General features: G+C 71.2%; 18 protein-coding genes. 14 read left to right on the top strand and 4 right to left on the bottom strand.

Translation table 11 applies throughout. The features are described from left to right. Window positions 1–102: 102 nt before the first annotated feature. Window positions 103–822, top strand: coding sequence for a class III extradiol dioxygenase subunit B-like domain-containing protein (locus ABZ823_RS14245; protein ID WP_361658625.1), 720 nt, complete (start codon window positions 103–105; stop codon window positions 820–822). A gap of 113 nt (window positions 823–935) precedes the next feature. On the opposite strand, the gene ABZ823_RS14240 is transcribed toward ABZ823_RS14245, so the two are convergent. Next, window positions 936–1,184, bottom strand: a complete 249-nt coding sequence (locus tag ABZ823_RS14240) for an antitoxin (RefSeq protein ID WP_361658622.1) — start codon at window positions 1,182–1,184, stop codon at window positions 936–938. Window positions 1,185–1,209: 25 nt separating this feature from the next. After that, window positions 1,210–1,410, bottom strand: coding sequence for a gliding motility protein (locus ABZ823_RS14235; RefSeq protein WP_361658619.1), 201 nt, complete (start codon window positions 1,408–1,410; stop codon window positions 1,210–1,212). Between the two features lie 241 nt (window positions 1,411–1,651). Between ABZ823_RS14235 and miaA the strand changes: the two genes are divergently transcribed. The 6 genes from miaA (at window position 1,652) to hflX (ending at window position 10,131) form a co-directional block, all read left to right on the top strand. After that, a complete protein-coding gene (gene miaA / locus ABZ823_RS14230; RefSeq protein WP_361658617.1) occupies window positions 1,652–2,590 on the top strand; it encodes a tRNA (adenosine(37)-N6)-dimethylallyltransferase MiaA in 939 nt (312 codons plus the stop codon). A gap of 108 nt (window positions 2,591–2,698) precedes the next feature. Continuing rightward, a complete protein-coding gene (locus ABZ823_RS14225) occupies window positions 2,699–3,187 on the top strand; it encodes a hypothetical protein (RefSeq protein ID WP_361658749.1) in 489 nt (162 codons plus the stop codon). 105 nt (window positions 3,188–3,292) lie between these two features. Next, the gene (gene dapF, locus ABZ823_RS14220) at window positions 3,293–4,162 is read left to right on the top strand and encodes a diaminopimelate epimerase (protein ID WP_361658614.1); all 870 of its coding nucleotides are present in this window, start codon (window positions 3,293–3,295) and stop codon (window positions 4,160–4,162) included. Between the two features lie 427 nt (window positions 4,163–4,589). Then, on the top strand, window positions 4,590–6,806 hold the full coding sequence (locus ABZ823_RS14215; protein ID WP_361658611.1) for an HD domain-containing protein: 2,217 nt from the start codon (window positions 4,590–4,592) through the stop codon (window positions 6,804–6,806). Window positions 6,807–6,974: 168 nt separating this feature from the next. After that, complete coding sequence (locus ABZ823_RS14210) at window positions 6,975–8,444, top strand: M1 family metallopeptidase (protein WP_361658608.1); 1,470 nt, start codon at window positions 6,975–6,977, stop codon at window positions 8,442–8,444. Between the two features lie 196 nt (window positions 8,445–8,640). Continuing rightward, complete coding sequence (gene hflX / locus ABZ823_RS14205; protein ID WP_361658606.1) at window positions 8,641–10,131, top strand: GTPase HflX; 1,491 nt, start codon at window positions 8,641–8,643, stop codon at window positions 10,129–10,131. A gap of 171 nt (window positions 10,132–10,302) precedes the next feature. On the opposite strand, the gene ABZ823_RS14200 is transcribed toward hflX, so the two are convergent. Beyond that, window positions 10,303–11,535 carry a hypothetical protein gene (locus tag ABZ823_RS14200; protein WP_361658604.1) on the bottom strand — a complete coding sequence of 411 codons (1,233 nt, stop codon included), beginning with the start codon at window positions 11,533–11,535 and terminating at the stop codon, window positions 10,303–10,305. A 465-nt stretch (window positions 11,536–12,000) separates the two neighbouring features. Between ABZ823_RS14200 and ABZ823_RS14195 the strand changes: the two genes are divergently transcribed. The 5 genes from ABZ823_RS14195 to ABZ823_RS14175 all read left to right on the top strand — a co-directional run bounded on the left by ABZ823_RS14195 (window position 12,001) and on the right by ABZ823_RS14175 (window position 19,598). After that, window positions 12,001–12,684: a histidine phosphatase family protein gene (locus tag ABZ823_RS14195; RefSeq protein WP_361658601.1), complete on the top strand. Its 684-nt coding sequence runs from the start codon at window positions 12,001–12,003 to the stop codon at window positions 12,682–12,684. 176 nt (window positions 12,685–12,860) lie between these two features. Next, window positions 12,861–14,360: a diaminobutyrate--2-oxoglutarate transaminase family protein gene (locus tag ABZ823_RS14190; protein ID WP_361658746.1), complete on the top strand. Its 1,500-nt coding sequence runs from the start codon at window positions 12,861–12,863 to the stop codon at window positions 14,358–14,360. 294 nt (window positions 14,361–14,654) lie between these two features. Next, entirely contained in the window at window positions 14,655–16,487 is a 1,833-nt protein-coding gene (locus tag ABZ823_RS14185; protein ID WP_361658743.1) for an IucA/IucC family protein, read from the top strand. Window positions 16,488–16,601: 114 nt separating this feature from the next. Beyond that, window positions 16,602–17,408, top strand: coding sequence for a GNAT family N-acetyltransferase (locus ABZ823_RS14180; protein ID WP_361658740.1), 807 nt, complete (start codon window positions 16,602–16,604; stop codon window positions 17,406–17,408). A gap of 216 nt (window positions 17,409–17,624) precedes the next feature. Next, entirely contained in the window at window positions 17,625–19,598 is a 1,974-nt protein-coding gene (locus tag ABZ823_RS14175) for an ATP-dependent DNA helicase (protein WP_361658598.1), read from the top strand. Window positions 19,599–19,932: 334 nt separating this feature from the next. Here the strand turns inward: ABZ823_RS14175 and lexA are convergent, their stop codons facing one another. Then, the gene (gene lexA / locus ABZ823_RS14170) at window positions 19,933–20,712 is read right to left on the bottom strand and encodes a transcriptional repressor LexA (RefSeq protein WP_361658595.1); all 780 of its coding nucleotides are present in this window, start codon (window positions 20,710–20,712) and stop codon (window positions 19,933–19,935) included. 553 nt (window positions 20,713–21,265) lie between these two features. On the opposite strand from lexA, the gene nrdR reads away from it, so the two are divergent. Together nrdR and ABZ823_RS14160 are read left to right on the top strand one after the other, a co-directional pair. Further along, the gene (nrdR, locus tag ABZ823_RS14165) at window positions 21,266–21,826 is read left to right on the top strand and encodes a transcriptional regulator NrdR (protein ID WP_361658592.1); all 561 of its coding nucleotides are present in this window, start codon (window positions 21,266–21,268) and stop codon (window positions 21,824–21,826) included. Between the two features lie 150 nt (window positions 21,827–21,976). Continuing rightward, the gene (locus ABZ823_RS14160) at window positions 21,977–24,862 is read left to right on the top strand and encodes a vitamin B12-dependent ribonucleotide reductase (protein WP_361658589.1); all 2,886 of its coding nucleotides are present in this window, start codon (window positions 21,977–21,979) and stop codon (window positions 24,860–24,862) included. The last annotated feature ends 3 nt before the right edge of the window (window positions 24,863–24,865 follow it).

Genomic DNA, 24,865 nt, shown 5'->3' with positions numbered 1-24,865 from the left:
CCGCGCTCGTGCCGGCTTGCCGATCGATTGCAGCGGGGGCATACGGACTCGGCGTGCCCGGGAGTGACGTGCCCCCGTCCGCCGGGGGTTACGCTGCGGATCATGCTTGTCGCCGCCGCCGTCTGCCCCTGTCCGCCGCTGCTCGTGCCCGAGGTCGCCGCGGGTGCCGCGGCCGAGCTGGACGGCGTCCGCGCCGCGTGCAGGGACGCACTGGGCGTGCTCGCCGCTGCGCGCCCCGACCGGCTGGTGGTCGTCGGCCCCGCCCAGGAGAGCGGGTGCGGGCCGCATCCGCAGGGCACGCGGGGGTCGTTCCGCGGCTTCGGCGTGGACGTCGACGTACGGCTGGGCGCCGAAGGGACGGGTCCAGGGGCGCCGGAGCGGGAGCTCCCGCTCTCGCTCGCCGCCGCCGCGTGGCTGCTGGAGCGCCTGGGCTGGGCGGACGCTCCCGTCGAAGGGCTCGGCGTGCCCGAACTCCTGGCCCCCGAGCGGTGCGTCGAGACGGGGGCGGGACTGGCCGGGCAGGACGAGCGGGTGGCGTTGCTGGTCATGGGCGATGGGAGCGCATGCCGTACGGTCAAGGCGCCGGGCTATCTGGACGAGCGCGCCGCCGGCTTCGACGCCGCCGTGGCACGTGCGCTCGGCGCGGCGGACGTGGCTGCCCTGAAGTCCCTGGACGTCGACCTGGCCCACGAGCTGAAAGCCACCGGCCGGGCTGCCTGGCAGGTCCTCGCGGGCGCGGCCAAGGGCGCCGACCTCGTCGGCGCGTTGCTGTACGACGGCGCGCCGTACGGGGTGGGATATCTGGTGGCGATCTGGTCGTAGCGCCAGGCACGGCTCATGCCGCCCCGCTCATGTCGTCGGCGCGCGGTCATGGACACGGCAGACGGCCGGGAGGCCCTTTGCCTCACGGCCGTCCGCCGATGTGTCATGCCGTGTCAGGACGCCGGGGGCGGTGCTCCCGGCGGCGTCTGCCCACCACCGGCCGTGGGGCCGGTGCCCCGGTGCGCGAGGCGCTCCACCGCGTGCTTCGCCTTGCCCGTGCCCGTGTCGATCTTGCCGCTGTACTTGCCCTTGGTCCTCTCGTCGATCATCTTCGCGGCCTTGTCGAGACCGCGGTCGACCTTGTCCTCGTGCTGTTGCGCGAAGCTCGAGACCTTGGCCATCAGGTTGTCCACGAGACCCATGGTCCACCTTCCCTGCGAAGCGCGGTTACGTGCGGGCGCCCTCCTCGGCCTCGGTCTCCGCGGCCTGTGCGGCGGACTGCTGCCGGGGAATCCCGACGCCGTCGTCACCGGCCGGAGCGGCCTCCTCCGCCGCCGTCTTCGACCCGGTCTCGGCCCCGGCCGCTCCCTTGTCCTCGTCCGTCGCCTCGGTCTCGGTGCCGGCCGTCGTCTGCGCAGCCTCCGCCACGGCGGACCGCGCCTCCTCCGTCGTCCTCGACCGCCGGAAAAGCCGTGCAAAAACGCCCATATCAACTCCATACGTTACTCGTGCGGGCGAAATACCGCGTTACCCGGTGCGCCCGTTTGCATGGCCCGGCCAGTCCGCTCTCGAACCGGTGACCGGAATCTCGCAACAGGCAACGACCCGCCATTCGGGGCGTCACATCGCTCGTTCGAGGTGCCCTCCGCAGGTTTGCGAGACTGTTGCGGTGAGTAGCGCAGCCCCCGCACCGCGGGTCATCGCCGTCGTCGGACCGACCGCGGCCGGAAAGTCCGATCTGGGCGTATTCCTTGCCCAGCGTCTCGGCGGGGAGGTCGTCAACGCCGACTCCATGCAGCTGTACCGGGGGATGGACATCGGCACCGCCAAGCTGACCCCCGAGGAGCGCGGTGGCATTCCGCACCACCTGCTGGACATCTGGGACGTCACGGTGACGGCGTCCGTGGCCGAGTACCAGCGCCTTGCCCGCGCCCGGATCGACGCCCTGCTCGCCGAGGGCCGCTGGCCGATCCTGGTGGGCGGCTCCGGCCTGTATGTGCGCGGCGCGGTCGACAACCTCGAGTTCCCCGGAACCGACCCGGAGGTGCGCGCCCGGCTCGAGGGCGAACTCATCCTGCGCGGCCCGGGAGCGCTGCACGCGCGCCTGGCCGCCGCCGACCCGGGGGCCGCGCAGGCGATCCTGCCCAGCAACGGCCGCCGCATCGTCCGGGCCCTGGAGGTCATCGAGATCACCGGCAAGCCCTTCACCGCCAACCTCCCGGGCCATGACTCGGTCTACGACACCGTCCAGATCGGCGTGGACGTGGTGCGACCCGAACTCGACGAGCGCATCGCGCGCCGGGTGGACCGGATGTGGGAGGCGGGCCTCGTGGACGAAGTGCGCGCGCTGGAGGCGCAGGGACTGCGGGAGGGGCTCACGGCGTCGCGTGCGCTCGGGTACCAGCAGGTGCTCACGGCGCTTTCGGGGGAGTGCACGCTGGAAGAGGCGCACTCGGAGACCGTGCGCGCCACCAAACGCTTCGCGCGCCGTCAGGATTCATGGTTCCGCCGTGACCCGCGGGTGCACTGGCTGAGCGGCGCCGCGACGGACCTGCGGGAACTTCCGCAGCGTGCGCTGGCGTTGGTCGAACGACCGGTTACAGCCTGATCACGTGATGGCATCGGGACGTCTTGGCCGTCATCCGGGCCTCCGGCGGCATGCCATCATCGAGCTTCGATCGACCAAGTGGAGTCCGAGTTGGGAGGGCGCGTGGCGATGGAGGCCGGCCCTCGCGACACCGCACAGAGCGCGGAGCATGACACCGAGGAGACCGGGGACCAGCGGCTCAGTTCCGACGGTCCCGATGATGAGCCCCCGGGTGGCGTGACCGACGACGGGCCGGGCGCGGACGAACTGTCCACCGGGCCCGAGGTCGAGGTCGAGCTGCGCCCGCAGCGCCGGCTGCGGATCTGGCAGCTCGCCCCCATCGTGGGGCTGGCGGCGATGGGCTCCTTGATGTTCGCCTTCCCGCTGGCCTTCGAGTTCGGTGACGGCGGCGCAGTGGTCGCCATGCTCGGTCTGCTGATCTTCTCCTGCGCGGCCGGCTGGGGCATGATGGCCGCGCGCCGGGTCGGGTACACGTGGCCGGGCCTGCCGCAGCGCGGCTCCGGGCGGCGCCCGGACTGGCGGGTCATCCTCACCTACGTCGTGCTGGTCGCCGCGGTGGTCGTGCTGGCCGTGTGGCGCGTGGCCCGGCTGCGCTGAGCCACGGGAGCCACGGCGAGCGGGGACCGCAGCACCCGGCCACGCCCCCGCCGTCCGCCCCCGGCAGCCGTCCCGAGTGTCGTAGCCACCCCGTACGATCGAGGAATGAGCACGCGGATCGCCTTCCTCAAGGGGCACGGCACCGAGAACGACTTCGTGATCGTCCCGGACCCCGAGAACGTCATCGACCTGCCCCCGGCCGCCGTCGCGGCCCTGTGCGACCGCCGTGCGGGCGTCGGCGGCGACGGTCTGCTGCACGTCGTGCGCTCCGCCGCGCACCCCGAGGCGCAGGAGATGGCCGCGGAGGCGGAGTGGTTCATGGACTACCGCAACGCGGACGGCTCGATCGCGGAGATGTGCGGCAACGGCGTGCGGGTGTTCGCGCGCTACCTCCAGCGCGCGGGGCACGCGGTCGAGGGGGATCTCGCGGTCGCCACGCGTGGGGGCGTGAAGACCGTGCACATCGCCAAGAACGGCGACATCACGGTCGGCATGGGCAAGGCCCTCCTCCCCGAGGGGGAGGTCACGGTGAGCGTCGGCGAGCGCAGCTGGCCCGCGCGCAACGTGAACATGGGCAACCCGCACGCGGTCGCCTTCGTCGACGACCTCGAGCACGCGGGCAACCTGTACACCCCGCCCCCGTTCACCCCGGCCGCCGTGTACCCGGACGGGGTGAACGTCGAGTTCGTGGTCGACCGCGCTCCCCGGCACGTCGCGATGCGCGTCCACGAGCGGGGTTCCGGTGAGACCCGCTCGTGCGGCACGGGCGCGTGCGCGGTGGCCGTCGCCACGGCCCGCCGTGACGGCGCCGATCCGGCGGTCTCGGGCACCCCGGTGACGTACACCGTGGAGGTGCCCGGCGGCACGCTGGTGATCACCGAGCACCCGGACGGCGGGATCGAGATGACCGGCCCGGCCGTGATCGTCGCCGAGGGCGTAATCGACACCGACTGGCTGCGGGCCGCGGCCCGCTGACCCGGTCAGCGCGCCAAACAGCCCCGCTCAGACCCTCCTTGGGGGCGAACGGCCAGCGCGCCGAAGCACGGGGTAGCACGCGGACCATGACGCTCCGCACTGCCGCCTGGCCGGAAAGTGCCCTCGGTCGCACCGCCGCGCGGCTCCGGATCGCAGCCCGGAACCTGCGGGCCGTTCCGATCCGCAGCCCTGGGCGGTCGGGTGTGTTCGAATCGACGGTGAGGGCCATGACCCATGGCTGAAAGTCGCAAACATCCGGATCGTCGCTCGAATGGGTGATCCGTTTCACGCTCGGCGAGAGCCGGTCGGGCGGGCGTGATGGGCTCGATAGCATCAAGCACCGGTCCGGACCGGGGGACCCTCGCCATACCCTGCGCGCGTATGGCAAGGGCACTCCGTCCGCCGGTCCACGAGCCGGAGGTGTCCCATGAGTGCGGAGGCCACGAACCCTGCCACCCCCGTCCCCGCCACGCCGGAGGCGCCCCGCAGGAAGAGCCGCCCCCGGATCGACCTGCGCCGCCTGGGGTGGGCCGCCCTGCTCGGCCCCTCCGCCCGCGACCGGCTGCCGGACGCCATCGGCCACGTCGCCGAGGCGCACCGCGCCCACCACCCCGACGCCGACCTCGAACCCCTGCGCCGCGCCTATCTGTTGGCCGAGTCCTCGCATCGCGGCCAGATGCGCAAGAGCGGCGAGCCGTACATCACGCACCCCCTCGCCGTGACCCTGATCCTCGCTGAACTCGGGGCCGAGACCACCACCTTGACCGCCTCCCTGCTCCACGACACCGTCGAGGACACGGATGTGACCCTCGAGCAAGTACGCGAGCAGTTCGGGGAAGAGGTGCGCTACCTCGTCGACGGCGTCACCAAGCTGGAGAAGGTCGACTACGGCGCGGCCGCCGAGCCCGAGACCTTCCGCAAGATGCTCGTCGCCACCGGCAACGACGTCCGCGTGATGTCGATCAAACTCGCCGACCGCCTGCACAACATGCGCACCCTAGGCGTGATGCGCCCGGAAAAACAGGTGCGCATCGCCAAGGTCACCCGGGACGTGCTCATCCCCCTCGCCGAACGCCTCGGCGTCCAGGCACTCAAGACGGAACTGGAGGACCTCGTCTTCGCGATCCTGCACCCCGAGGAGTACGAGCACACCAGGGAGCTGATCGTCGAGAACGCGGCGCACGGGGACGACCCGCTCGCCGACATGGCCGAACAGGTGCGCACGGTCCTGCGCGAGGCGGACATCCAGGCCGAAGTCCTCATCAGACCACGGCACTTCGTCTCCGTGCACCGCATCTCCCGCAAGAGAGGCCGGCTGCGTGGCGCCGACTTCGGCAGGCTCCTGGTCCTGGTGAACGAGGACGCCGACTGCTACGGGGTCCTCGGCGAGCTGCACACCTGCATGACCCCTGTGGTCTCGGAGTTCAAGGACTTCATCGCCGTCCCCAAGTTCAATCTGTACCAGTCGCTGCACACCGCGATCGCGCGTGAGGACGGCGAGATCGCCGAAGTCCTCATCCGCACCCACCAGATGCACAAGGTCGCCGAGGCGGGCGTGATCGCGCTCGGCAATCCCTACGCTCCCGCATCCGACGACCCCTCCGACGGCGAGCGCGCCGACCCCACCCGCCCCGGCTGGCTCTCGCGGCTCCTGACGTGGCAGAAGGCCGCCCCGGACACCGACACCTTCTGGTCCACGCTGCGCGAGGACCTCGCCCAGGATCGGGAGATCACCGTCTTCCGCCCCGACGGGGGCGCACTGGGCCTCCCGGAGGGCGCGAGTTGTGTGGACGCCGCCTATGCGCAGTACGGGGAGGACGCGCACGCCTGCATCGGTGCCCGGGTCAACGGGCGGCTCGCGACGCTGAGCACCGTCCTCAAGGACGGCGACACCGTGCAGCTCCTCATGGGCCAGGACCCGGCCTCCGAGCCTTCCAGGGAGTGGCTGGAACACGCGCGCACGCCTGCCGCGCGGATCGCCATCCAACGTCGGCTGGCGGCGCATCCCACGCCGGGGGACCCGTCCGGCGGCGCGTCCGCATCGGGCGCCGCGCGGCACGACGCCGAGGCCACACAGGACAGCGCCGGCGCGCGAACAGCCGCACCCGACACCGCCGCACGCCCGCCCGCGGATCCCGCACGCCCCTCAGCGGACGACGCGCCCGGCGCACGCGCCGCCCATGCGCGCGTCGCCAACGCGGTCGTCGACCTGCCCGGCGCCTCCGTACGCCTCGCCGGCTGCTGTACACCCGTGCCGCCCGACGAGGTCACCGGCTTCGCCGTACGCGGCGGCGCGGTGACCGTGCACCGCGTGGAATGCGCCGGAGTGGCGCGCATGAAGAGCGCCGGGCGTGCGGAGATCGGCGTGCGCTGGGGTGACACCACCGACTGCCGGGTCACCCTCGTCGTCGAGTCCTTCGGCCGCCCCCACCTCCTCGCGGACCTCACCGAGGCCATCGCCGTGGAGGGTGTGGCGATCGTCTCCGCCACCGTCGAGCCGCCCAGCCAGCAGCGCGTGCGCCACACGTACACGCTGCAACTCCCGGACGCGGCACACCTGCCGGCCCTCATGCGCGCGATGCGGAACGTGCCCGGGGTGTACGACGTCAGCCGGGCCCAGCACGCCGCGGCGGCCGCCCGCTAGTGCTGTGGCCGGAAAGGTTTGCCGAACCTTTCCGTTCGCAGCACTAGCAGCGGCACGGCCCTCTCGGAGGGCGGCGGCGGGGTGCGGGGGGCCGGAGTTGGACCCGTTCGGGTGGGCCCCGGCGCGCGCCGTCACCGCGCGATGCACGCGCGCTGGTAGCCGTGGTCCATGCCGCACACCCTCCGTTCCGCGATGCCCCGTGCCCGGCGTGCCCGGGCGGCCCTGCTCGCCTGCGTCGTCTCCGGCTGTCTGATCGCCGCGAGCGCCCCCTCGCCCGCCCAGCCGCGGGGCATCGGCGACCCGCTCTACCCGACGCTCGGCAATCCCGGCTACGACGTCCTGTCGTACGACCTCTCCTTCACCTATCCCGGCAGCAACAGCGAGCCGCTCGCCGCCGTCACCAGGATCCGTGCGCGCGCCACCCAGCGCCTGGAGAGCGTCAACCTCGACTTTGCGCACGGCACGGTCGCATCCATCGACGTCAACGGCGCGCCCGCGGACTTCACCGGCGCGGGGGAGGACTTGGTGATCAAGCCGGTAGCCCCGCTCCCCAAGGGCGGCGTGCTGACCGTCACCGTCCGGCACACCAGTGACCCGGTGTCCCGGAAGGGCAGGGAGGGCGGCTGGGTGCGGACCGACGACGGGCTGGTGATGGCCAACCAGGCCGACGCCGCCCACCATGTATTCCCCTGCAACGACCACCCTTCCGACAAGGCGCTCTTCACCTTCCATGTGACGGCGCCGGACGGCTACACCGCCGTGGCGAACGGACTGCCGGCGGGCACCCGGCACACCGGCGGCGCCACGACCTGGAGCTACCGCACCCTGCACCCCATGGCCACCGAACTCACCCAGGTCTCCATCGGCCGCTCCCTCGTGCTGCACCGCCCGGGTCCGCATGGACTGCCCGTCCGCGACGTCGTCCCCGCCAAGGACGCGGCGGAGCTCGAACCGTGGCTGGAGAGGACCCCCGGCCAGATCGCCTGGATGGAGAAGAAGGTCGGCCCGTATCCCTTCGAGACCTACGGGCTGCTGATCGCGCAGGCGCAGACCGGCTTCGAACTCGAGACGCAGACGCTCTCCCTCTTCGAGAAAGGCGTGTTCGGCGGCGCATTCCCCCCGTGGTACATCGAGTCGATCATGGTCCATGAGCTGTCCCACCAGTGGTTCGGGGACAGCGTCAGCCCGCGCACCTGGTCCGACGTGTGGCTCAACGAGGGGCACGCGACCTGGTACGAGGCCCTGTACGCGGAGGAGACCGCGCACCGCCCGCTTCAGGAGCGCATGAAGGCGGCGTACGGCCTCTCCGACCGCTGGCGCGCCGTAGGCGGCCCGCCCGCCGCCCCAGAGCCGCCGCGCCAGGGCCAGAAGATCAGCATCTTCCGGCCGAACGTCTACGACGGCGCCGCGCTCGTGCTGTACGCGCTGCGCCAGGAGATCGGGCAGCCCGCCTTCGAGCGGCTGGAGCGTGCCTGGGCCTCGCTGCACCGGGACGGCACGTCGACCACGGCCGACTTCGAGAAGCTGGCGGCCGACGAGGCGGGGCGGGATCTGAGCGCCTTCTTCCGGGGCTGGCTGTACGGCGAGAAGACCCCCCCGATGCCGGGCCATCCGGACTGGCACAGCGACCGAGCCTGAGCACCGGCCACGGACGAGAACTCGGATGACGAGACGGGCCGTGCCGTGCGACCATCATCAGGTCGGCGGCGAGGCCCAGCCCGGGCCACGGGAATCTCCCGGGCGGCCCGAGCGTTGTGACCTGTGACGAGTGGTGTGGCCGAAGCGGCCCCTGCCGTCGCCGCAGACGGAAATCCCCCAACGACGTAAGGACCAAATGACCTCCTCTTCTTCCCCTTCCCAGGACACCAAGCGCTTTGCGCACGCCTACCCCGAGGGTCTTCGGGCCGATGCCCTGATGGAAGAGGACGTCGCCTGGAGCCACGAGATCGACGGAGAGCGGGACGGCGATCAGTTCGACCGCTTCGACCGCGCGGCCCTGCGACGCGTCGCAGGCCTGTCCACCGAGCTCGAGGACGTCACCGAGGTCGAGTACCGCCAGCTGCGCCTGGAGCGCGTCGTACTCGTCGGGGTGTGGACCTCGGGGACCGCGCAGGACGCGGAGAACTCGCTCGCCGAGCTCGCCGCCCTCGCGGAGACCGCGGGGGCACTCGTGCTCGACGGCGTCATCCAGCGCCGTGACAAGCCCGACCCGGCCACCTACATCGGCTCCGGCAAGGCCGAGGAGCTGCGGGACGTCGTCCTCGAGACGGGCGCGGACACCGTCATCTGCGACGGCGAGCTGAGCCCCGGCCAGCTGATCCACCTCGAGGACGTCGTCAAGGTCAAGGTCATCGACCGTACGGCCCTGATCCTGGACATCTTCGCCCAGCACGCCAAGTCCCGAGAGGGCAAGGCGCAGGTCGCCCTCGCCCAGATGCAGTACATGCTGCCGAGGCTGCGCGGCTGGGGTCAGTCGCTGTCCCGGCAGATGGGCGGCGGCAGCGGCGGTCTGGCGACCCGTGGTCCCGGTGAGACCAAGATCGAGACGGACCGGCGGCGGATCCGCGAGAAGATGGCGAAGATGCGCCGGGAGATCGCGGACATGAAGACCGGCCGCGAGATCAAGCGCCAGGAGCGCAGGCGCCACAAGGTGCCCTCGGTCGCCATCGCGGGTTACACCAACGCCGGAAAGTCCTCGCTGCTCAACCGCCTCACGGGCGCGGGCGTCCTGGTCGAGAACGCGCTGTTCGCGACCCTGGACCCGACCGTGCGCCGGGCCGAGACCCCGAGCGGCCGGCTGTACACCCTGTCCGACACGGTCGGCTTCGTCCGGCACCTGCCGCACGACCTGGTCGAGGCGTTCCGCTCCACCATGGAGGAGGTCGGCGACTCCGATCTCATCCTGCACGTGGTGGACGGCTCGCACCCGGACCCGGAGGAGCAGCTGACCACCGTGCGTGAGGTGGTCAGGGAGGTCGGCGCCACGGACGTACCCGAGATCGTGGTGATCAACAAGGCGGACGCGGCCGACCCCCTGGTGCTCCAGCGGCTGCTGCGGGTCGAGAAGCGTGCCATCGCGGTCTCGGCGCGTACCGGCCGCGGTATCGAGGAGCTGCGCGCGCTCATCGACGTCGAGCTGCCCAGGCCGGCGGTCGAGATCGAGGCGCTCGTGCCCTACACGCGGGGCCGCCTGGTGGCGCGCGCCCACTCCGAGGGCGAGGTGATCTCCGAGGAGCACACCCCGGAGGGCACCCTTCTCAAGCTGCGGGTGCACGAGGAACTGGCGGCGGAGCTGGCGCCGTACGTTCCGGCCTCCGCGCTCTGACCTCTGCCCCACACAGCCATGAGGCCCGCTCCCCTCGGGGAGCGGGCCTTCGTGCGCCCTGCCGCTACGGCCGGTCGTCAGCCGTAGTGCAGGCCCTGCTCCCTCCCTGGTGCCGTCCGTCCGTTCACGCCCGGGCGTGAGTCGTTACGCTGTTGCGACTCATAACGTTCGTCACTGATCCGCGAACTTCCCGCTGACCGAGCCGTACACGCCCTCTGCCACTTTGCCCAGCCGTGGTCCGGCCAGCCAGCCCGCGGTCACCGGACCGATCGAGGTGTTGGAGACCAGCGCGGCGTTCCCGTTCCCGTCCGTCTCTACCCAGCCACCGCCGGACGCACCGCCCGTCATGGTGCAGCCGATGCGGTACATCGTCGGATCCGTCCGCTGGAGCGAGAGCCGGCCCGGCTTGTCCTGGCACTGGTAGAGCCTCTGGCCGTCGTACGGCGCCGCGGCCGGGTAGCCGCTCGCCGTGATGCTGTCCACCTTCGGCATGGCCGGCGCGTCGAAGTTCACCGGGAGCGCCGAACCGACCGTCTCCTCCAGCGACTTGCCGCCGCTGCCCTTCTCCGGCGTCACATGGATGACGGCGAAGTCGTAGGAGGCGCCCTGTCCGCCGGTCTCGTCGCCCTGCTCGATCCACTGGTCCGAGGTCTGCGCCCAGTCACCCCACCAGACGCCGTACGGGGCGACCTCCTGCCGCGGGGTCTCCCTCAGCTCGGCCGCCGTCCGCCCGGAGTTGTTGTACGCCGGCACGAACGCGATGTTGCGGTACCAGCCGCCCTTCTTACCGGCGTGCACACAGTGGCCCGCCGTCCACACGAGGTTGGACCTGCCGGGGTGTGCCGGGTCCTTCACCACGGTCGCCGAGCAGACCATCGTGCCTTTGGGGGAGTCGAAGAACACCTTGCCGGCCGTGGGCGCATGGTCGTGGTACGCGGTCGGCACGGCCTGCGCCCTCACCGGCGCGGGGGTCGGGTCGGTGACGCCCTGGTCGCCGGAGAGGTCGTTGCCGTCGACGACCTTGCCTGGGTCATCGGCCTTGCGCATCCGGTCCGGGTTCCACAGGCCCTTGATCATCGGGTTGATGAAGTCGTCGGCCTCGCGCAGCCAGTCGTCCTTGTCCCAGTTCTTCCAGGCGCCGTTCTTCCACTTGTCGATGTCGATCCCGTGCTCCTTGAGCTTCTGCTTGATGTCGTCCGGGATCTTTATCTTTCCGTCGCCGCCGTCCACGGAGGACGCGGACGCACCCGCCCCGCCGCTCGCCCTGGACGTGTCGCCCGAGTCGCACGCGGTTGCGGTGAGCGCCAGGGCCGTGGCGAGGCCGACCGCCGCCAGCACCGGCGAGGTTGTGCCACGCACACTCCTTTCCCGGCGGACGGCGAAGAGCGGGCGTATGCGTCCCATGGTCTGAACTCCCCCTGCGGCAAGCCGGTTTTGAACGGCCCCCACACTATGTGCTCGCTGTGGAGGCCTTCCCATGGAACGGCAACGGTTCGGCCACAGCCCTCTGACCTGGCCATCATCCCGATGGCGTAGTCCAGGGCCGGGCGCAGCGCCCAGTGGGCGTGTGCGGCACCCGCGGCCCTGCGCATCAGGAGAAGGACGAGAAGGACGCCGGAACGTCGTCCTGCGTCGCGACCGCTCGGCGGGTGGTCCGTCCGTGCCTGCCCGGCGGGTGTGCGCGACCAACGGGCGTTCACCGCTTCGCGCATCGGCGGCGTCCGCACCCCCAGGAGAGGCTCGACTCTGCCGGGAGCGGGTGCCGCGGGGCATCGCGGCGGAACAGGGCCGCGACCCGCCCGGGTGAAGCGTTCGGCCGGGTGGCAGAGTGAGACCTCTCAGCCGACATCCTCGGGGACGGTCTCCTACATGCGCCTGCTGCTCATCCGTCATGGCCAGACTCCCTCCAACCTCAAGCACCTCCTGGACACCGCCGAGCCAGGGCCCGGGCTGACTCCGCTGGGGGAGCAGCAGGCCGCCGCTCTGCCGACGGCGCTGGCCGCGGAGAACATCGACGCGCTCTACGCGTCAACCCTGGTGCGTAGCCAGCTCACCGCTGCGCCGCTGGCCGCAGCGACCGGGTTGGAGGTCCATGTACGCCGTGGGCTTCGGGAGCTCTCCGCGGGTGACCTGGAGATGCGAGGCGACGATCAGGCCGTCGACACGTACCTCACCACCGCTTTCGCCTGGTCGGCAGGCGATCTTCGACGCCGGATGCCAGGCGGTGAGGACGGAACCGAAGCACTGGGGCGTTTCGACGCCGTCGTCGCGGAAGCCGCCGGCACGGGAGCGGGGACGGTTGCCATGGTCAGCCACGGCGCCGTGATCCGTATGTGGACTGCGGCCCGGGCGGAAAACATAGACGTCGGCTTCGCGTCCGCTCACCAACTGCAAAACACCGGTGTCGTCATACTCTCGGGCGCTCCGGGCGGAACCTGGCGAGTGCTCGCATGGGAGGGGCGCTCGCTGGGTCCCGAGGACCGCGCCCCCGGGACGAGCGGGCCCGCGGGGGAGCCGTCCGTCCGGCAGAGCCCTCCCGGGGGTACGGCCTGACATCTGCCCCGGGCGGGCGCCTCGGCGTCCGCGTCGGGGAGTACAGGTAAGGATCTTCCGACCACCCGCTTCCAGGGCCCGTTCACGTCGTTGATACGTACGGGGCGACCTGCCGTCCGCGCCGCACCCTCGCCCCGTCCCCTCTGAACAGTGGAGGAACTGACGTCGTGACCGTGATGGAGACTGCGGTGGAGCCCGTGGAGGGCGACTCGGAGGGGAGCACGGGAGCGGAGGGCCGGCACCCGGAGTGTGCAGGGGCTCCCGGCCCCCTGGGAGCGCGCTCGGCTCACGAGGGCATTCTGCGCCGGCAGTCGGCGCGTGAGTCCGGGGCGCGCACCTACGCGCGCGCTCTCCCGATCGTGCCCGTGCGCGCACGAGGGCTCACCATCGAGGGCGCCGACGGGCGCCGCTACCTCGACTGTCTCTCGGGCGCGGGCACCCTGGCCCTCGGGCACAACCACCCCGTCGTCCTGGAGGCGATCCGCAAAGTCCTCGACTCCGGGGCGCCGCTGCACGTGCTGGATCTGGCCACACCCGTCAAGGACGCCTTCACCACCGAGCTGTTCCGCACGCTGCCGCCCGCCTTCGCCGACCACGCGCGCGTGCAGTTCTGCGGTCCGGCCGGGACGGACGCCGTGGAGGCCGCGCTCAGACTGGTGCGCATCGCGACCGGGCGCAGGGGGATCCTCGCCTTCACCGGGGCGTACCACGGCATGACCGCGGGAGCGCTGGAGGCGTCCGGAGGCGCGACCGACGTACGGGTGACGCGCCTGCCGTATCCGCACGACTACCGCTGCCCGTTCGGTGTCGGCGGCGAACGCGGCGCCGAACTCGGGGCCCGCTGGACCGAGTCCGTCCTCGACGACGCCAAGTCGGGCGTGCCGCTGCCCGCCGGGATGATCCTCGAACCCATCCAGGGCGAGGGCGGGGTGAATCCCGCGCCGGACGCCTGGATGCGCCGTATGCGGCAGATCACCGAGGCCCGGTCGATCCCGTTGATCGCGGACGAGGTGCAGACGGGCGTGGGGCGCACGGGGCGGTTCTGGGCGGTCGAGCACAGCGGGGTGATCCCCGATGTGATGGTTCTTTCCAAGGCGATCGGCGGCAGCCTGCCGCTCGCCGTCGTCGTCTACCGCGACGACCTCGATGTGTGGCAACCCGGGGCGCACGCCGGCACCTTCCGCGGCAACCAGCTCGCCATGGCCGCCGGCACGGCGACCCTCGCCTACGTCCGGGAGAACCGCCTCGCCGAACGCGCCGCCTCGCTCGGCACCCGCATGCTCGCCCAACTGCGCGCCCTGGCAGCCGAGTTCCCCTGCATCGGAGACGTACGCGGCCGGGGGCTGATGATCGGCGTCGAGCTGGTCGACCCCGAATCCGCACCCGAAACGGCACTGCCCGACACTCCCGGCGCCCCTTCCCTCAGCGCCCGTCCAGCGGGCGCCGGTTCCGCGGATGCCGGGCCCCGGTCCGCCGCCCCCCTGCTGGCCGCCGCCATCCAGCGGGAGTGCCTGCGGCGTGGCCTGATCGTCGAGCTGGGCGGGCGGCACGCGAGCGTGGTCAGGCTGCTCCCACCGCTGACCATCAGCGACGAGCAGACGACCGCGGTCCTGGACCGGCTCGCGGACGCGGTGGCGGCGGTGGCCCGCGGGCCGGTACGCGCCGTTCGCCCCTGAGCGCGCGCCGCCCCCCCCGGGACCGGCACCACAGCGGCTACGACTCCATGCCCATGCCCCCCGCCCCGCGGCCGGTCGCCGCACGGGCTCATAGATGACTGAGGAACACCCTTGAACGTCGCGCCCACTTCTGACGGCGGCCCGCCGCCTTCTGAGCCGGAGACCGGCCGCACCGAGACCGACGCGTCCGTACCGGGGCCCGACAGCATCCCCCGACAGAAGGCAGCGCTTCCGGAGGCCGACGCTTCACCCCCGGTCGCCGACCGTCCGGCTCCGAGGGCCGGGAAGCCGCGGGTGGTCACCGCCGACCCGCTGGAGCATCCCGACCCGCACACGGCGGCCCAGGCTGCGACCGTCGAGAACCTGCTGCGCTGCTGGGTACGCGAAAGAGACCTCGCCGCTCCCGCCGATGCCGTCCTGCGCATCCCGCTCCCCACCAGCGGTACGGCACTCCTCGTCCCGGTCCGCTACTGGTCCCCGACAGGCTGGCACCGCTTCGACCCACCGCGCCTGGCCGACGCACCCGGGTGGGCCCCACCCGCGGACGCGGTGACCGTGGCGGCACTGCTGGCCAGGGAGACGGCCGGAACCGCCAACTCCGCCGAACCCCCTCAAGCGCCGGGGTCCCCACGAGCCGTCGATACGGAGCACACGCAGGGCCCCGTGCCCAGCCACGTCGCCGACCTGGTGCGCCGCGTCGCCGAGTCCGCGCACCGCACCGCGACCTTCGTCGCGGACCGCCGTGAACACCCGGCCGGCACGGCCGACGTCTTCCTCTCCGCCGAACAGGCGCTGCTGCTCGGGCACCCCCTGCACCCCACGGCCAAGAGCCGCGAGGGCCTTTCCGACACCGAGACCCGGCTCTACTCGCCCGAACTGCGCGCTGCCTTCCCACTGCACTGGCTCGCGGTCGCACCCTCCCTGCTCGCCACCGACTCGGCCTGGACGGAACGCGGCCGGCCCGTCCCCGCGGCCCGGCTGACCGAACGCCTCGCCGGACCGGCCCTGCCCCTGGCCGACGGCTTCGCCGCACTACCGCTGCACCCCTGGCAGGCGCGTGAGATCCGGCACCGCCCGGAGGCCAGAGCCCTACTGGACTCCGGACTGCTCCGGGATCTGGGCCCACACGGTGCCCCCTGGCACCCCACCTCCTCCGTCCGTACCGTGTATCGCTCGGGCGCCCCCGCGATGCTCAAGCTGTCGCTGGGCCTGCGGATCACCAACTCCCGCCGCGAGAACCTCCGCAAGGAACTGCACCGAGGCGTCGAGGTACACCGTCTGCTCCGCAGCGGTCTCGGCAGGCAGTGGCAGTCGGCCCACCCCGGCTTCGACATCGTCCGCGACCCCGCCTGGCTCGCCGTCGACGACGCGGACGGCAACCCCGTGAGCGGACTGGACGTGATGATCCGCCACAATCCGTTCACCCCGGCGGACAACGCGTCCTGCATCGCCGGACTCGCCGCCCCCACGTGCGATGCCCGAATCGCCGGAGAGCAGCGCCCGGTGCCGGCCTCCCGGCTCGCGGAGATCATCACGCGCCTCGCCGGGCGTACCGGACGATCGCTCGGCGCCGTCGCCACCGAGTGGTTCCTGCGCTACCTCGCGCAAGTGGTGCGCCCGGTCCTCTGGCTGGACAGCGAGGCCGGCGTCGCTCTCGAAGCGCACCAGCAGAACACTGTGCTCCTGCTGGATACCGAGGGCTGGCCCGTGGGCGGTCGGTACCGGGACAACCAGGGCTACTACTTCCGCGAGTCCCGCCGCGCCGAACTCGACTCCCGGCTGCCCGGCATCGGCGAGCACAGCGACACCTTCGTCTCCGACGAGGTCGGCGACGAACGCTTCGCCTACTACCTCGGCATCAACAACGTGCTCGGCCTCATCGGTGCGTTCGGCTCGCAACGCCTCGTCGACGAGACCCTGTTGCTCGCCGCGTTCCGCCGCTTCCTCGCCGCGGCGGCCACCGGCCCCGGCCGGCTGCGCACCTCCCTGCCCGCCCGCCTGCTCGACTCACCCGTCCTGCGCTGCAAGGCCAACCTGCTGACCCGGCTGCACGGCCTCGACGAACTCGTCGGCCCGGTGGACACCCAGTCCGTCTATGTCACCATCGCCAACCCCCTTCATTCCTGAGGAACATGCCCCATCCCGTCTTCTGAGAGGAGCGTCGTCGTGTCTGCCACCGATGCCAGCACCGACGCCGGCACCGCCTCCGCGCCAAGAGGGCCCCACACCGGCGCGGGCCCCCTGTCCCGTGCCGAAGCCGCCTCCGTCCCGGATCCGGCCACCGGCTCGGAACCCGACAGCGAGGACACCCTTGATCTTCGGCTGCCCGACGGATTCCTGGCGCTGTGCGCACAGGAGGAGGCAAGGCGCAACGGGACGGCCGGCCCCTCACTGGTCAGGCCCCCGGCCGGAGCGGCCGCCACACCCACCACCCCGCCCGCCGCACCCACCGCGCCTTCCGCCCTCGCGCGGGACGACGGCCTCCTCGGTCACCTTGCCGACTGGGGCCCGACCACCACCCCCGCAGGCGTCTTCCATCTCGTCCCCGTCCGCCTGGGCCACGATCTCGCCCTCCTCGCCCGCTGGATGAACGACCCGACCGTCGCCCTGTTCTGGGACCTGGCGGGAGACGAGGTGGTGACCGAGCGGCACCTGCGCCCCCAACTCGACGGCGACGGACGCAGCGTCCCCTGCCTGGGCGTGCTGGACGGCACCCCGATGAGCTACTGGGAGATCTACCGCGCCGACCTCGACCCCCTGGCCCGCCACTATCCCGCCCGTCCCCAGGACACCGGAATCCACCTCCTCATCGGCGAGGTCTCCGCCCGAGGGCGCGGCCTCGGCTCCACTCTCCTGCGCGCCGTAGCCGATCTCGTCCTCGACCGGCGCCCCACCTGCGCCCGCGTCGTCGCCGAACCCGACCTTTGCAACACCCCCTCCATCGCCGCCTTCCTCAACGCCGGCTTCCGGCTCTCCGCCGAGGTCGACCTGCCCGGCAAACGGGCCGCCCTCATGGTCCGGGAGCGGACCCTGCGTCATCTGCTGTAGTGCCATCACTCTGCGTAACGTTGGTTGCTCCGTGTGAGTTCCGAGCCGAGGAATCTCTGTGCCGAATCCGCCCGCTCACCTCGTCCGGATCGGCCGGTGCTCCCGTCCCCGGTGTTCCACGGGACCGTCCCGACCCCCCGCACCACCCGTGAACGCCTCGTGCGCCTCGGCCGTGATCTCCCTGATGTCAGTGCCGAGCCGTAGGGTGGTCACGCTATGACGAAGCCCTCACTCCCCGAACTCCTGCACGCAGCCGTCACAGCCGTCGGCGGCACGGAGCGCCCCGGCCAGGTGACCATGGCCCAAGCCGTCGCGGAGGCCATCGAAGACGGCACCCATCTGCTGGTCCAGGCCGGCACCGGTACCGGCAAGTCGCTGGGCTATCTGGTGCCCGCGCTCGCGCACGGGGAGCCCGTCGTGGTGGCCACCGCCACCCTGGCGCTACAGCGTCAACTCGTCGAGCGGGACCTGCCGCGCACGGTGGAGGCACTGCATCCGCTGCTGCGCCGACGACCGGAGTTCGCGATGCTCAAGGGCCGGTCGAACTACGTGTGTCTGCACCGCCTGCACGAGGGCATGCCCCAGGACGAGGAGGACGGCCTCTTCGATCAGTTCGAGGCCGCCGCACCCAGCAGCAAGCTGGGCCAGGACCTGCTGCGGCTGCGCGACTGGTCCCAGGAGACGGAGAGCGGGGACCGGGACGACCTCACCCCGGGGGTCTCCGACCGCGCGTGGGCCCAGGTGTCGGTGTCGTCCCGGGAATGCCTGGGCGCCTCGAAGTGCGCCTACGGCGCCGAGTGCTTCGCCGAGCTCGCCCGTGAGCGCGCCAAGCTCGCGGAGGTGGTCGTCACCAACCACGCGCTGCTCGCGATCGACGCCATCGAGGGCGCGCCGGTCCTCCCGCAGCACGAGGTACTGATCGTCGACGAGGCCCACGAGCTGGTTTCCCGGGTGACGGGCGTCGCGACCGGCGAGCTCACCCCCGGCCAGGTCAACCGCGCGGTGCGCCGCGCCGCCAAGCTCGTGAACGAGAAGGCCGCCGATCAGCTCCAGACCGCTGCCGAGGGCTTCGAGCGGTTGATGGAGCTCGCCCTGCCGGGCCGTCTGGAGGAGATCCCGGAGGATCTCGGGTACGCCCTGATGGCGTTGCGTGACGCGGCCCGTACGGTGATCTCCGCGCTCGGGACCACCCGCGACAAGTCGGTCCAGGACGAGGACGCGGTCCGCAAGCAGGCGCTGGCCTCCGTGGAGGCCGTGCACGATGTGGCGGAGCGGATCACCAACGGCTCCGAGTGGGACGTCGTCTGGTACGAGCGACACGACCGCTTCGGCGCGTCCCTGCGGGTCGCCCCGATGAAAGTGTCGGGGCTGCTCAGAGAGAAGCTGTTCGCGGACCGCTCGGTGATCCTGGCTTCCGCCACGCTGAAACTGGGCGGCGACTTCAACGGTGTGGGGGCGTCCCTGGGCCTCGCCCCGGAGGGCACGGAGGGGGAGGACCTGCCGCGGTGGAAGGGCGTCGACGTCGGCTCCCCCTTCGACTATCCGAAGCAGGGCATCCTGTACGTCGCCAAGCATCTGTCGCGTCCAGCACGGGACGGCGACCGCGCGGACATGCTGGACGAGCTGACGGAACTGGTCCAGGCGGCCGGCGGCCGCACGCTGGGCCTTTTCTCGTCGATGCGGGCCGCGCAGCTCGCTGCCGAGGAGCTGCGTACCCGTATCCCCGAGTTCCCGATTCTTCTCCAGGGCGAGGAGACCCTCGGCGAGCTGATCAAGAACTTCGGGGCCGACCCGAAGACGTCCCTGTTCGGCACGCTCTCGCTCTGGCAGGGGGTCGACGTCCCAGGTCCCAGCTGCCAGCTGGTCGTCATGGACAAGATCCCCTTCCCCCGCCCCGACGACCCGCTGATGAGCGCCCGCCAGAAGGCCGTGGAGGACGAGGGGGGCAACGGCTTCATGGCCGTGGCCGCGACGCACGCCGCGCTGCTGATGGCGCAGGGCGCCGGCCGGCTCGTACGGGCCTCCGGGGACCGCGGTGTGGTCGCCGTGCTGGACCCGCGGCTCGCCACGGCCCGCTACGGCAGCTACCTGAAGGCGTCACTTCCCGACTTCTGGTACACGACGGACCGTAGTCAGGTGCGCAAGTCGCTGGCGGCCATCGACGCGGTGGCAAAGGCGCAGGGCGCGTAACCCGACGGGCCCGGTCCGCGCGGACCGGGCCCTTTGCGAGGCCCGCTGAGCGCGTGCCGCCAAGCCTGAGCCGCTGAGCGCGGACCGCTGTGGGGCCGGTCAGCGGGCTGGTCCGTTGGGTCCTGGTCAGCGCGGGCTGGCCCGTATCGGCCCCGGTCGCGGACTGACCGGTTGCCTACGAACCGATCCGTTCGGGCCCGCTCGGCGCGGACAGGCCCAGAGTGCACCGGCGGGACTCGTAGGCGCCCCGGACAGCACAGGGCCCCGGAACCGGCGCAGGGGTCCCGGGGCCCGGATCATGGGGGCGGCGGAAGGGCCGCCCGCCGCGACGGGGTCACACCCGTCGCAGCACCGCTACCACCTTGCCGAGGATCGTCGCTTCGTCGCCGGGGATGGGCTGGTAGGCGGAGTTGTGGGGGAGCAGCCAGACATGGCCGTCCTCGCGCTTGAAGCGCTTGACCGTGGCCTCGCCGTCGAGCATCGCCGCGACGATGTCGCCGTTCTCGGCGACGGGCTGGCGGCGGACCGTGACCCAGTCGCCGTCGCAGATCGCGGCCTCGATCATGGAGTCGCCGACGACCTTCAGGACGAAGAGCTCACCGTCGCCCACGAGCTGCCGCGGGAGCGGGAAGACGTCCTCCACCGACTCCTCGGCGAGGATGGGACCACCGGCGGCGATGCGGCCGACGAGCGGGACATAGGACGCGGCCGGCTTGCCCGCGGTGTCGGTGGGCTGCACGGCGGACGACTGGTCCGAGCCGCGCACCTCGTACGCGCGCGGGCGGTGCGGGTCGCGGCGCAGGAAGCCCTTGCGCTCCAGAGCCATCAGCTGATGCGCCACCGAGGAGGTGCTGGAAAGCCCCACGGCCTGACCGATCTCCCGCATCGACGGTGGGTAGCCGCGTCGCTGCACGGAGTCCCGGATGACCTCGATCACCCGGCGCTGCCGGTCGGTCAGCCCGGAGCTGTCCGCCCGGATGCCTGGAGGTCGGCCGGGCAGGGACCTCTTGGGTCCCTCGTGGTTCGTGGCTTCGTTCATGGCATGCACCGGCTCGAGTCGGCCCTGGGAGCGGTCCTGGGCAGTGATGGTGGCACTGTCTGCGGTGGTGGTCACGTCGGCCCCTCTCGATGGTCTCCCGTGCAGGACAACGGTAGTTGCTTTCGAAAGGTTGCGCCAAACACACGTTCGAGTGAAAAACGGCGAATTACCTGACGTGACCGGGTCTCCGGGTGTATGGCCGATAGTGCTCCGCGGAGGTCCCGCCGCTCGAGCGACGCCGGCGGTGGGGAGGGCGAAAGCGCTCATTGCTGTACCCTTCACCGCCGGGCGAGGGCCTTGTGGGCGCCGCGGCAGGTGCCCAGTCTGCCACCCCGCATCCCGTCGGCCGTGTACCGGCCCCCCCTTCTCCATGCGGTGTCCACCGTATCCGCGCATCACCTGATCAGGCATGGCTGTGCGGCATGTGCCAATCCACCCGCGGCGGGCGTGTCGCCATCACATGTGCGAGCCAATCGCTACATGTAGTGGTTGGATTGCGACAGTGGCCCAGAAGTTGTGGTGCCCCTGGTCTCCCAGCCTCGGACGATCGCCTATGCTTGGGGCTGCTTCGAGGGGCCGGTGAGGCCTACGAGGTCAATGAGTCGTGCTGAAAAGGAGGGTTGGAGCCATGCACTGCCCCTTCTGCAGGCACCCCGACAGTCGCGTCGTCGACAGCCGTACGACCGACGACGGCACGTCCATCCGCAGGCGCCGCCAGTGCCCCGACTGCTCCCGTCGTTTCACGACCGTGGAGACGTGTTCGCTCATGGTGGTGAAGCGGTCCGGAGTCACCGAGCCCTTCAGCCGCACCAAGATCATCAATGGTGTGCGCAAGGCATGCCAGGGGCGGCCGGTCACCGAGGACGCCCTCGCCCAGCTCGGCCAGCGGGTCGAGGAGGCGGTGCGGGCCACCGGGAGCGCCGAGCTGACGACCCACGACGTGGGTCTGGCCATACTCGGCCCCTTGCAGGAGCTCGACCTCGTCGCCTATCTGCGGTTCGCGTCCGTCTATCGGGCGTTCGACTCGCTGGAGGACTTCGAGGCCGCCATCACGGAACTCAGGGAGCAGCAGCGGGAGCATCCCGCCGTAGGCGACGACCACGAGAAGACTGTCGCGGAGCGCCGGGGAACCGACCGCGGGTCCGGAGGGGCGGCCGACGCCTCCGTGCCCGCCACCGCCGCCGACTGACGGGAGGGCCGGGGGGTACCGGCCCCGTCGGCGGCGCACACAGACCCGTCGCGTGCGCCCACGTAAGACGCGCGTGACAGCAGACACAACACCGTGCCATGGGAAGAAAAGGGCACTTCAGGGCGTTTTTGCCCGATACAGGGAGGCGGCATGACAGAGACGGCGAGCGGTCCGGCACGAGGTTCCCGAGCGAAGGGCGCCAAGGCCACCAGAGGACTGCGGATCGAGCGCATCCACACGACCCCCGGCGTGCACCCGTACGACGAGGTCGAGTGGGCGCGCCGTGACGTCGTCATGACCAACTGGCGCGACGGCTCGGTCAACTTCGAGCAGCGTGGCGTCGAGTTCCCCGAGTTCTGGTCGGTGAACGCGGTCAACATCGTCACCAGCAAGTACTTCCGCGGTGCCGTCGGCACCCCGCAGCGCGAGACCAGCCTCAAGCAGCTGATCGACCGCATCGTGAAGACGTACCGGAAGGCCGGAGAGGACTACAAGTACTTCGCCTCGCCCGCCGACGCGGAGATCTTCGAGCACGAACTGGCGTACGCCCTCCTGCACCAGATCTTCAGCTTCAACAGCCCCGTCTGGTTCAACGTCGGCACCCCGCAGCCCCAGCAGGTCTCGGCCTGCTTCATCCTGTCCGTCGACGACTCCATGGAGTCGATCCTCGACTGGTACAAGGAAGAGGGCATGATCTTCAAGGGCGGCTCGGGCGCAGGCCTGAACCTCTCCCGGATCCGTTCCTCCAAGGAACTGCTCTCCTCCGGCGGCAACGCCTCCGGCCCGGTCTCCTTCATGCGCGGCGCCGACGCCTCCGCAGGAACGATCAAGTCCGGCGGTGCCACCCGGCGCGCCGCCAAGATGGTCATCCTGGACGTCGACCACCCGGACGTCGAGGACTTCATCGAGACCAAGGTCAAGGAGGAGGAGAAGATCCGCGCCCTCCGTGACGCGGGCTTCGACATGGACCTCGGCGGTGAGGACATCACCTCCGTCCAGTACCAGAACGCCAACAACTCGGTCCGTGTCAACGACACCTTCATGAAGGCCGTCGAGAGCGGCGGCAAGTTCGGCCTGCGCGCCCGTATGACCGGTGAGGTCATCGAGGAGGTCGACGCCAAGGCGCTGTTCCGCAAGATGGCCGAGGCCGCCTGGGCCTGCGCCGACCCGGGCATCCAGTACGACGACACCATCAACCACTGGCACACGTGCCCGGAGTCCGGCCGCATCAACGGCTCGAACCCGTGCAGCGAGTACATGCACCTGGACAACACGTCCTGCAACCTCGCCTCGCTGAACCTCATGAAGTTCCTGAAGGACGACGGCAAGGGCAACCAGTCCTTCGACGTCGAGCGCTTCGCCAAGGTCGTCGAGCTGGTCATCACGGCGATGGACATCTCGATCTGCTTCGCGGACTTCCCGACCCAGAAGATCGGCGAGAACACCCGCGCCTTCCGCCAGCTCGGCATCGGCTACGCCAACCTCGGCGCCCTCCTCATGGCGACCGGTCACGCGTACGACTCCGACGGCGGCCGCGCCCTGGCCGGTTCCATCACCTCCCTGATGACCGGCACGGCGTACAGGCGCTCCGCCGAGCTGGCCGGGGTCGTCGGCCCGTACGACGGCTACGCCCGCAACGAGCAGCCGCACCTGCGCGTCATGAAGCAGCACGCCGACGCCAACGCCACGGCCGTCCGCATGGACGACCTGGACACCCCGGTGTGGGCCGCCGCCACGGAGGCCTGGCAGGACGTCATCCGCCTCGGCGAGAAGAACGGCTTCCGCAACTCCCAGGCGTCCGTCCTCGCGCCGACCGGCACCATCGGTCTGGCCATGTCCTGCGACACCACCGGTGTCGAGCCGGACCTCGCGCTGGTCAAGTTCAAGAAGCTGGTCGGCGGCGGCTCGATGCAGATCGTCAACGGCACCGTGCCGCAGGCCCTGCGCCGCCTCGGCTACCAGGAGGAGCAGATCGAGGCGATCGTCGCCCACATCGCCGAGCACGGCAATGTGATCGACGCGCCGGGCCTCAAGCACGAGCACTACGAGGTCTTCGACTGCGCCATGGGCGAGCGCGCCATCTCCCCGATGGGCCACGTCCGCATGATGGCCGCGATCCAGCCGTGGATCTCCGGCGCCATCTCCAAGACCGTCAACATGCCGGAGACGGCGACCGTCGAGGAGGTCGAGGAGATCTACTTCGAGGCCTGGAAGCTGGGCATCAAGGCGCTCGCGATCTACCGCGACAACTGCAAGGTCGGCCAGCCGCTCTCCGCCAAGAAGAAGGAGGAGGAGAAGAAGGCCGAGGTGCCCGTCGCCGTCGAGCCCAAGGTCGAGAAGGTCGTCGAGTACCGACCGGTCCGCAAGCGCCTCCCGAAGGGGCGTCCCGGCATCACGACCTCCTTCACCGTCGGCGGCGCCGAGGGCTACATGACGGCCAACTCCTACCCGGACGACGGTCTCGGCGAGGTCTTCCTGAAGATGTCCAAGCAGGGTTCGACCCTCGCGGGCATGATGGACGCCTTCTCCATCGCCGTCTCGGTCGGTCTGCAGTACGGCGTGCCGCTGGAGACGTACGTCTCGAAGTTCACGAACATGCGCTTCGAGCCGGCCGGTATGACGGACGACCCGGACGTGCGGATGGCTCAGTCGATCGTGGACTACATCTTCCGCCGCCTGGCGCTCGACTTCCTGCCCTTCGAGACGCGCTCCGCGCTCGGCATCCACTCCGCCGAGGAGCGCCAGCGCCACCTGGAGACCGGCTCGTACGAGCCCAACGAGGACGAGGTCGACGTCGAGGGCCTGGCCCAGTCGGCCCCGCGCGCCCAGGAGCTGAAGGCGGTCGCCACCCCGAAGGCGGAGGCCGCAACGGCCAAGCCGGCCCCGAAGCAGGCGCACACCAGTGCCGAGCTGGTGGAGATGCAGCTGGGCATCCAGGCGGACGCCCCGCTGTGCTTCTCCTGCGGCACGAAGATGCAGCGGGCGGGATCCTGCTACATCTGCGAGGGCTGCGGCTCGACGAGCGGTTGCAGCTGACTG

This window comes from Streptomyces sp. NPDC047079 (assembly GCF_040643755.1).
Taxonomy (GTDB): Bacteria; Actinomycetota; Actinomycetes; order Streptomycetales; family Streptomycetaceae; genus Streptomyces.
Note: the sequence above shows the minus strand (reverse complement) of the source record. Positions and strands in the feature narration are given on the sequence as shown.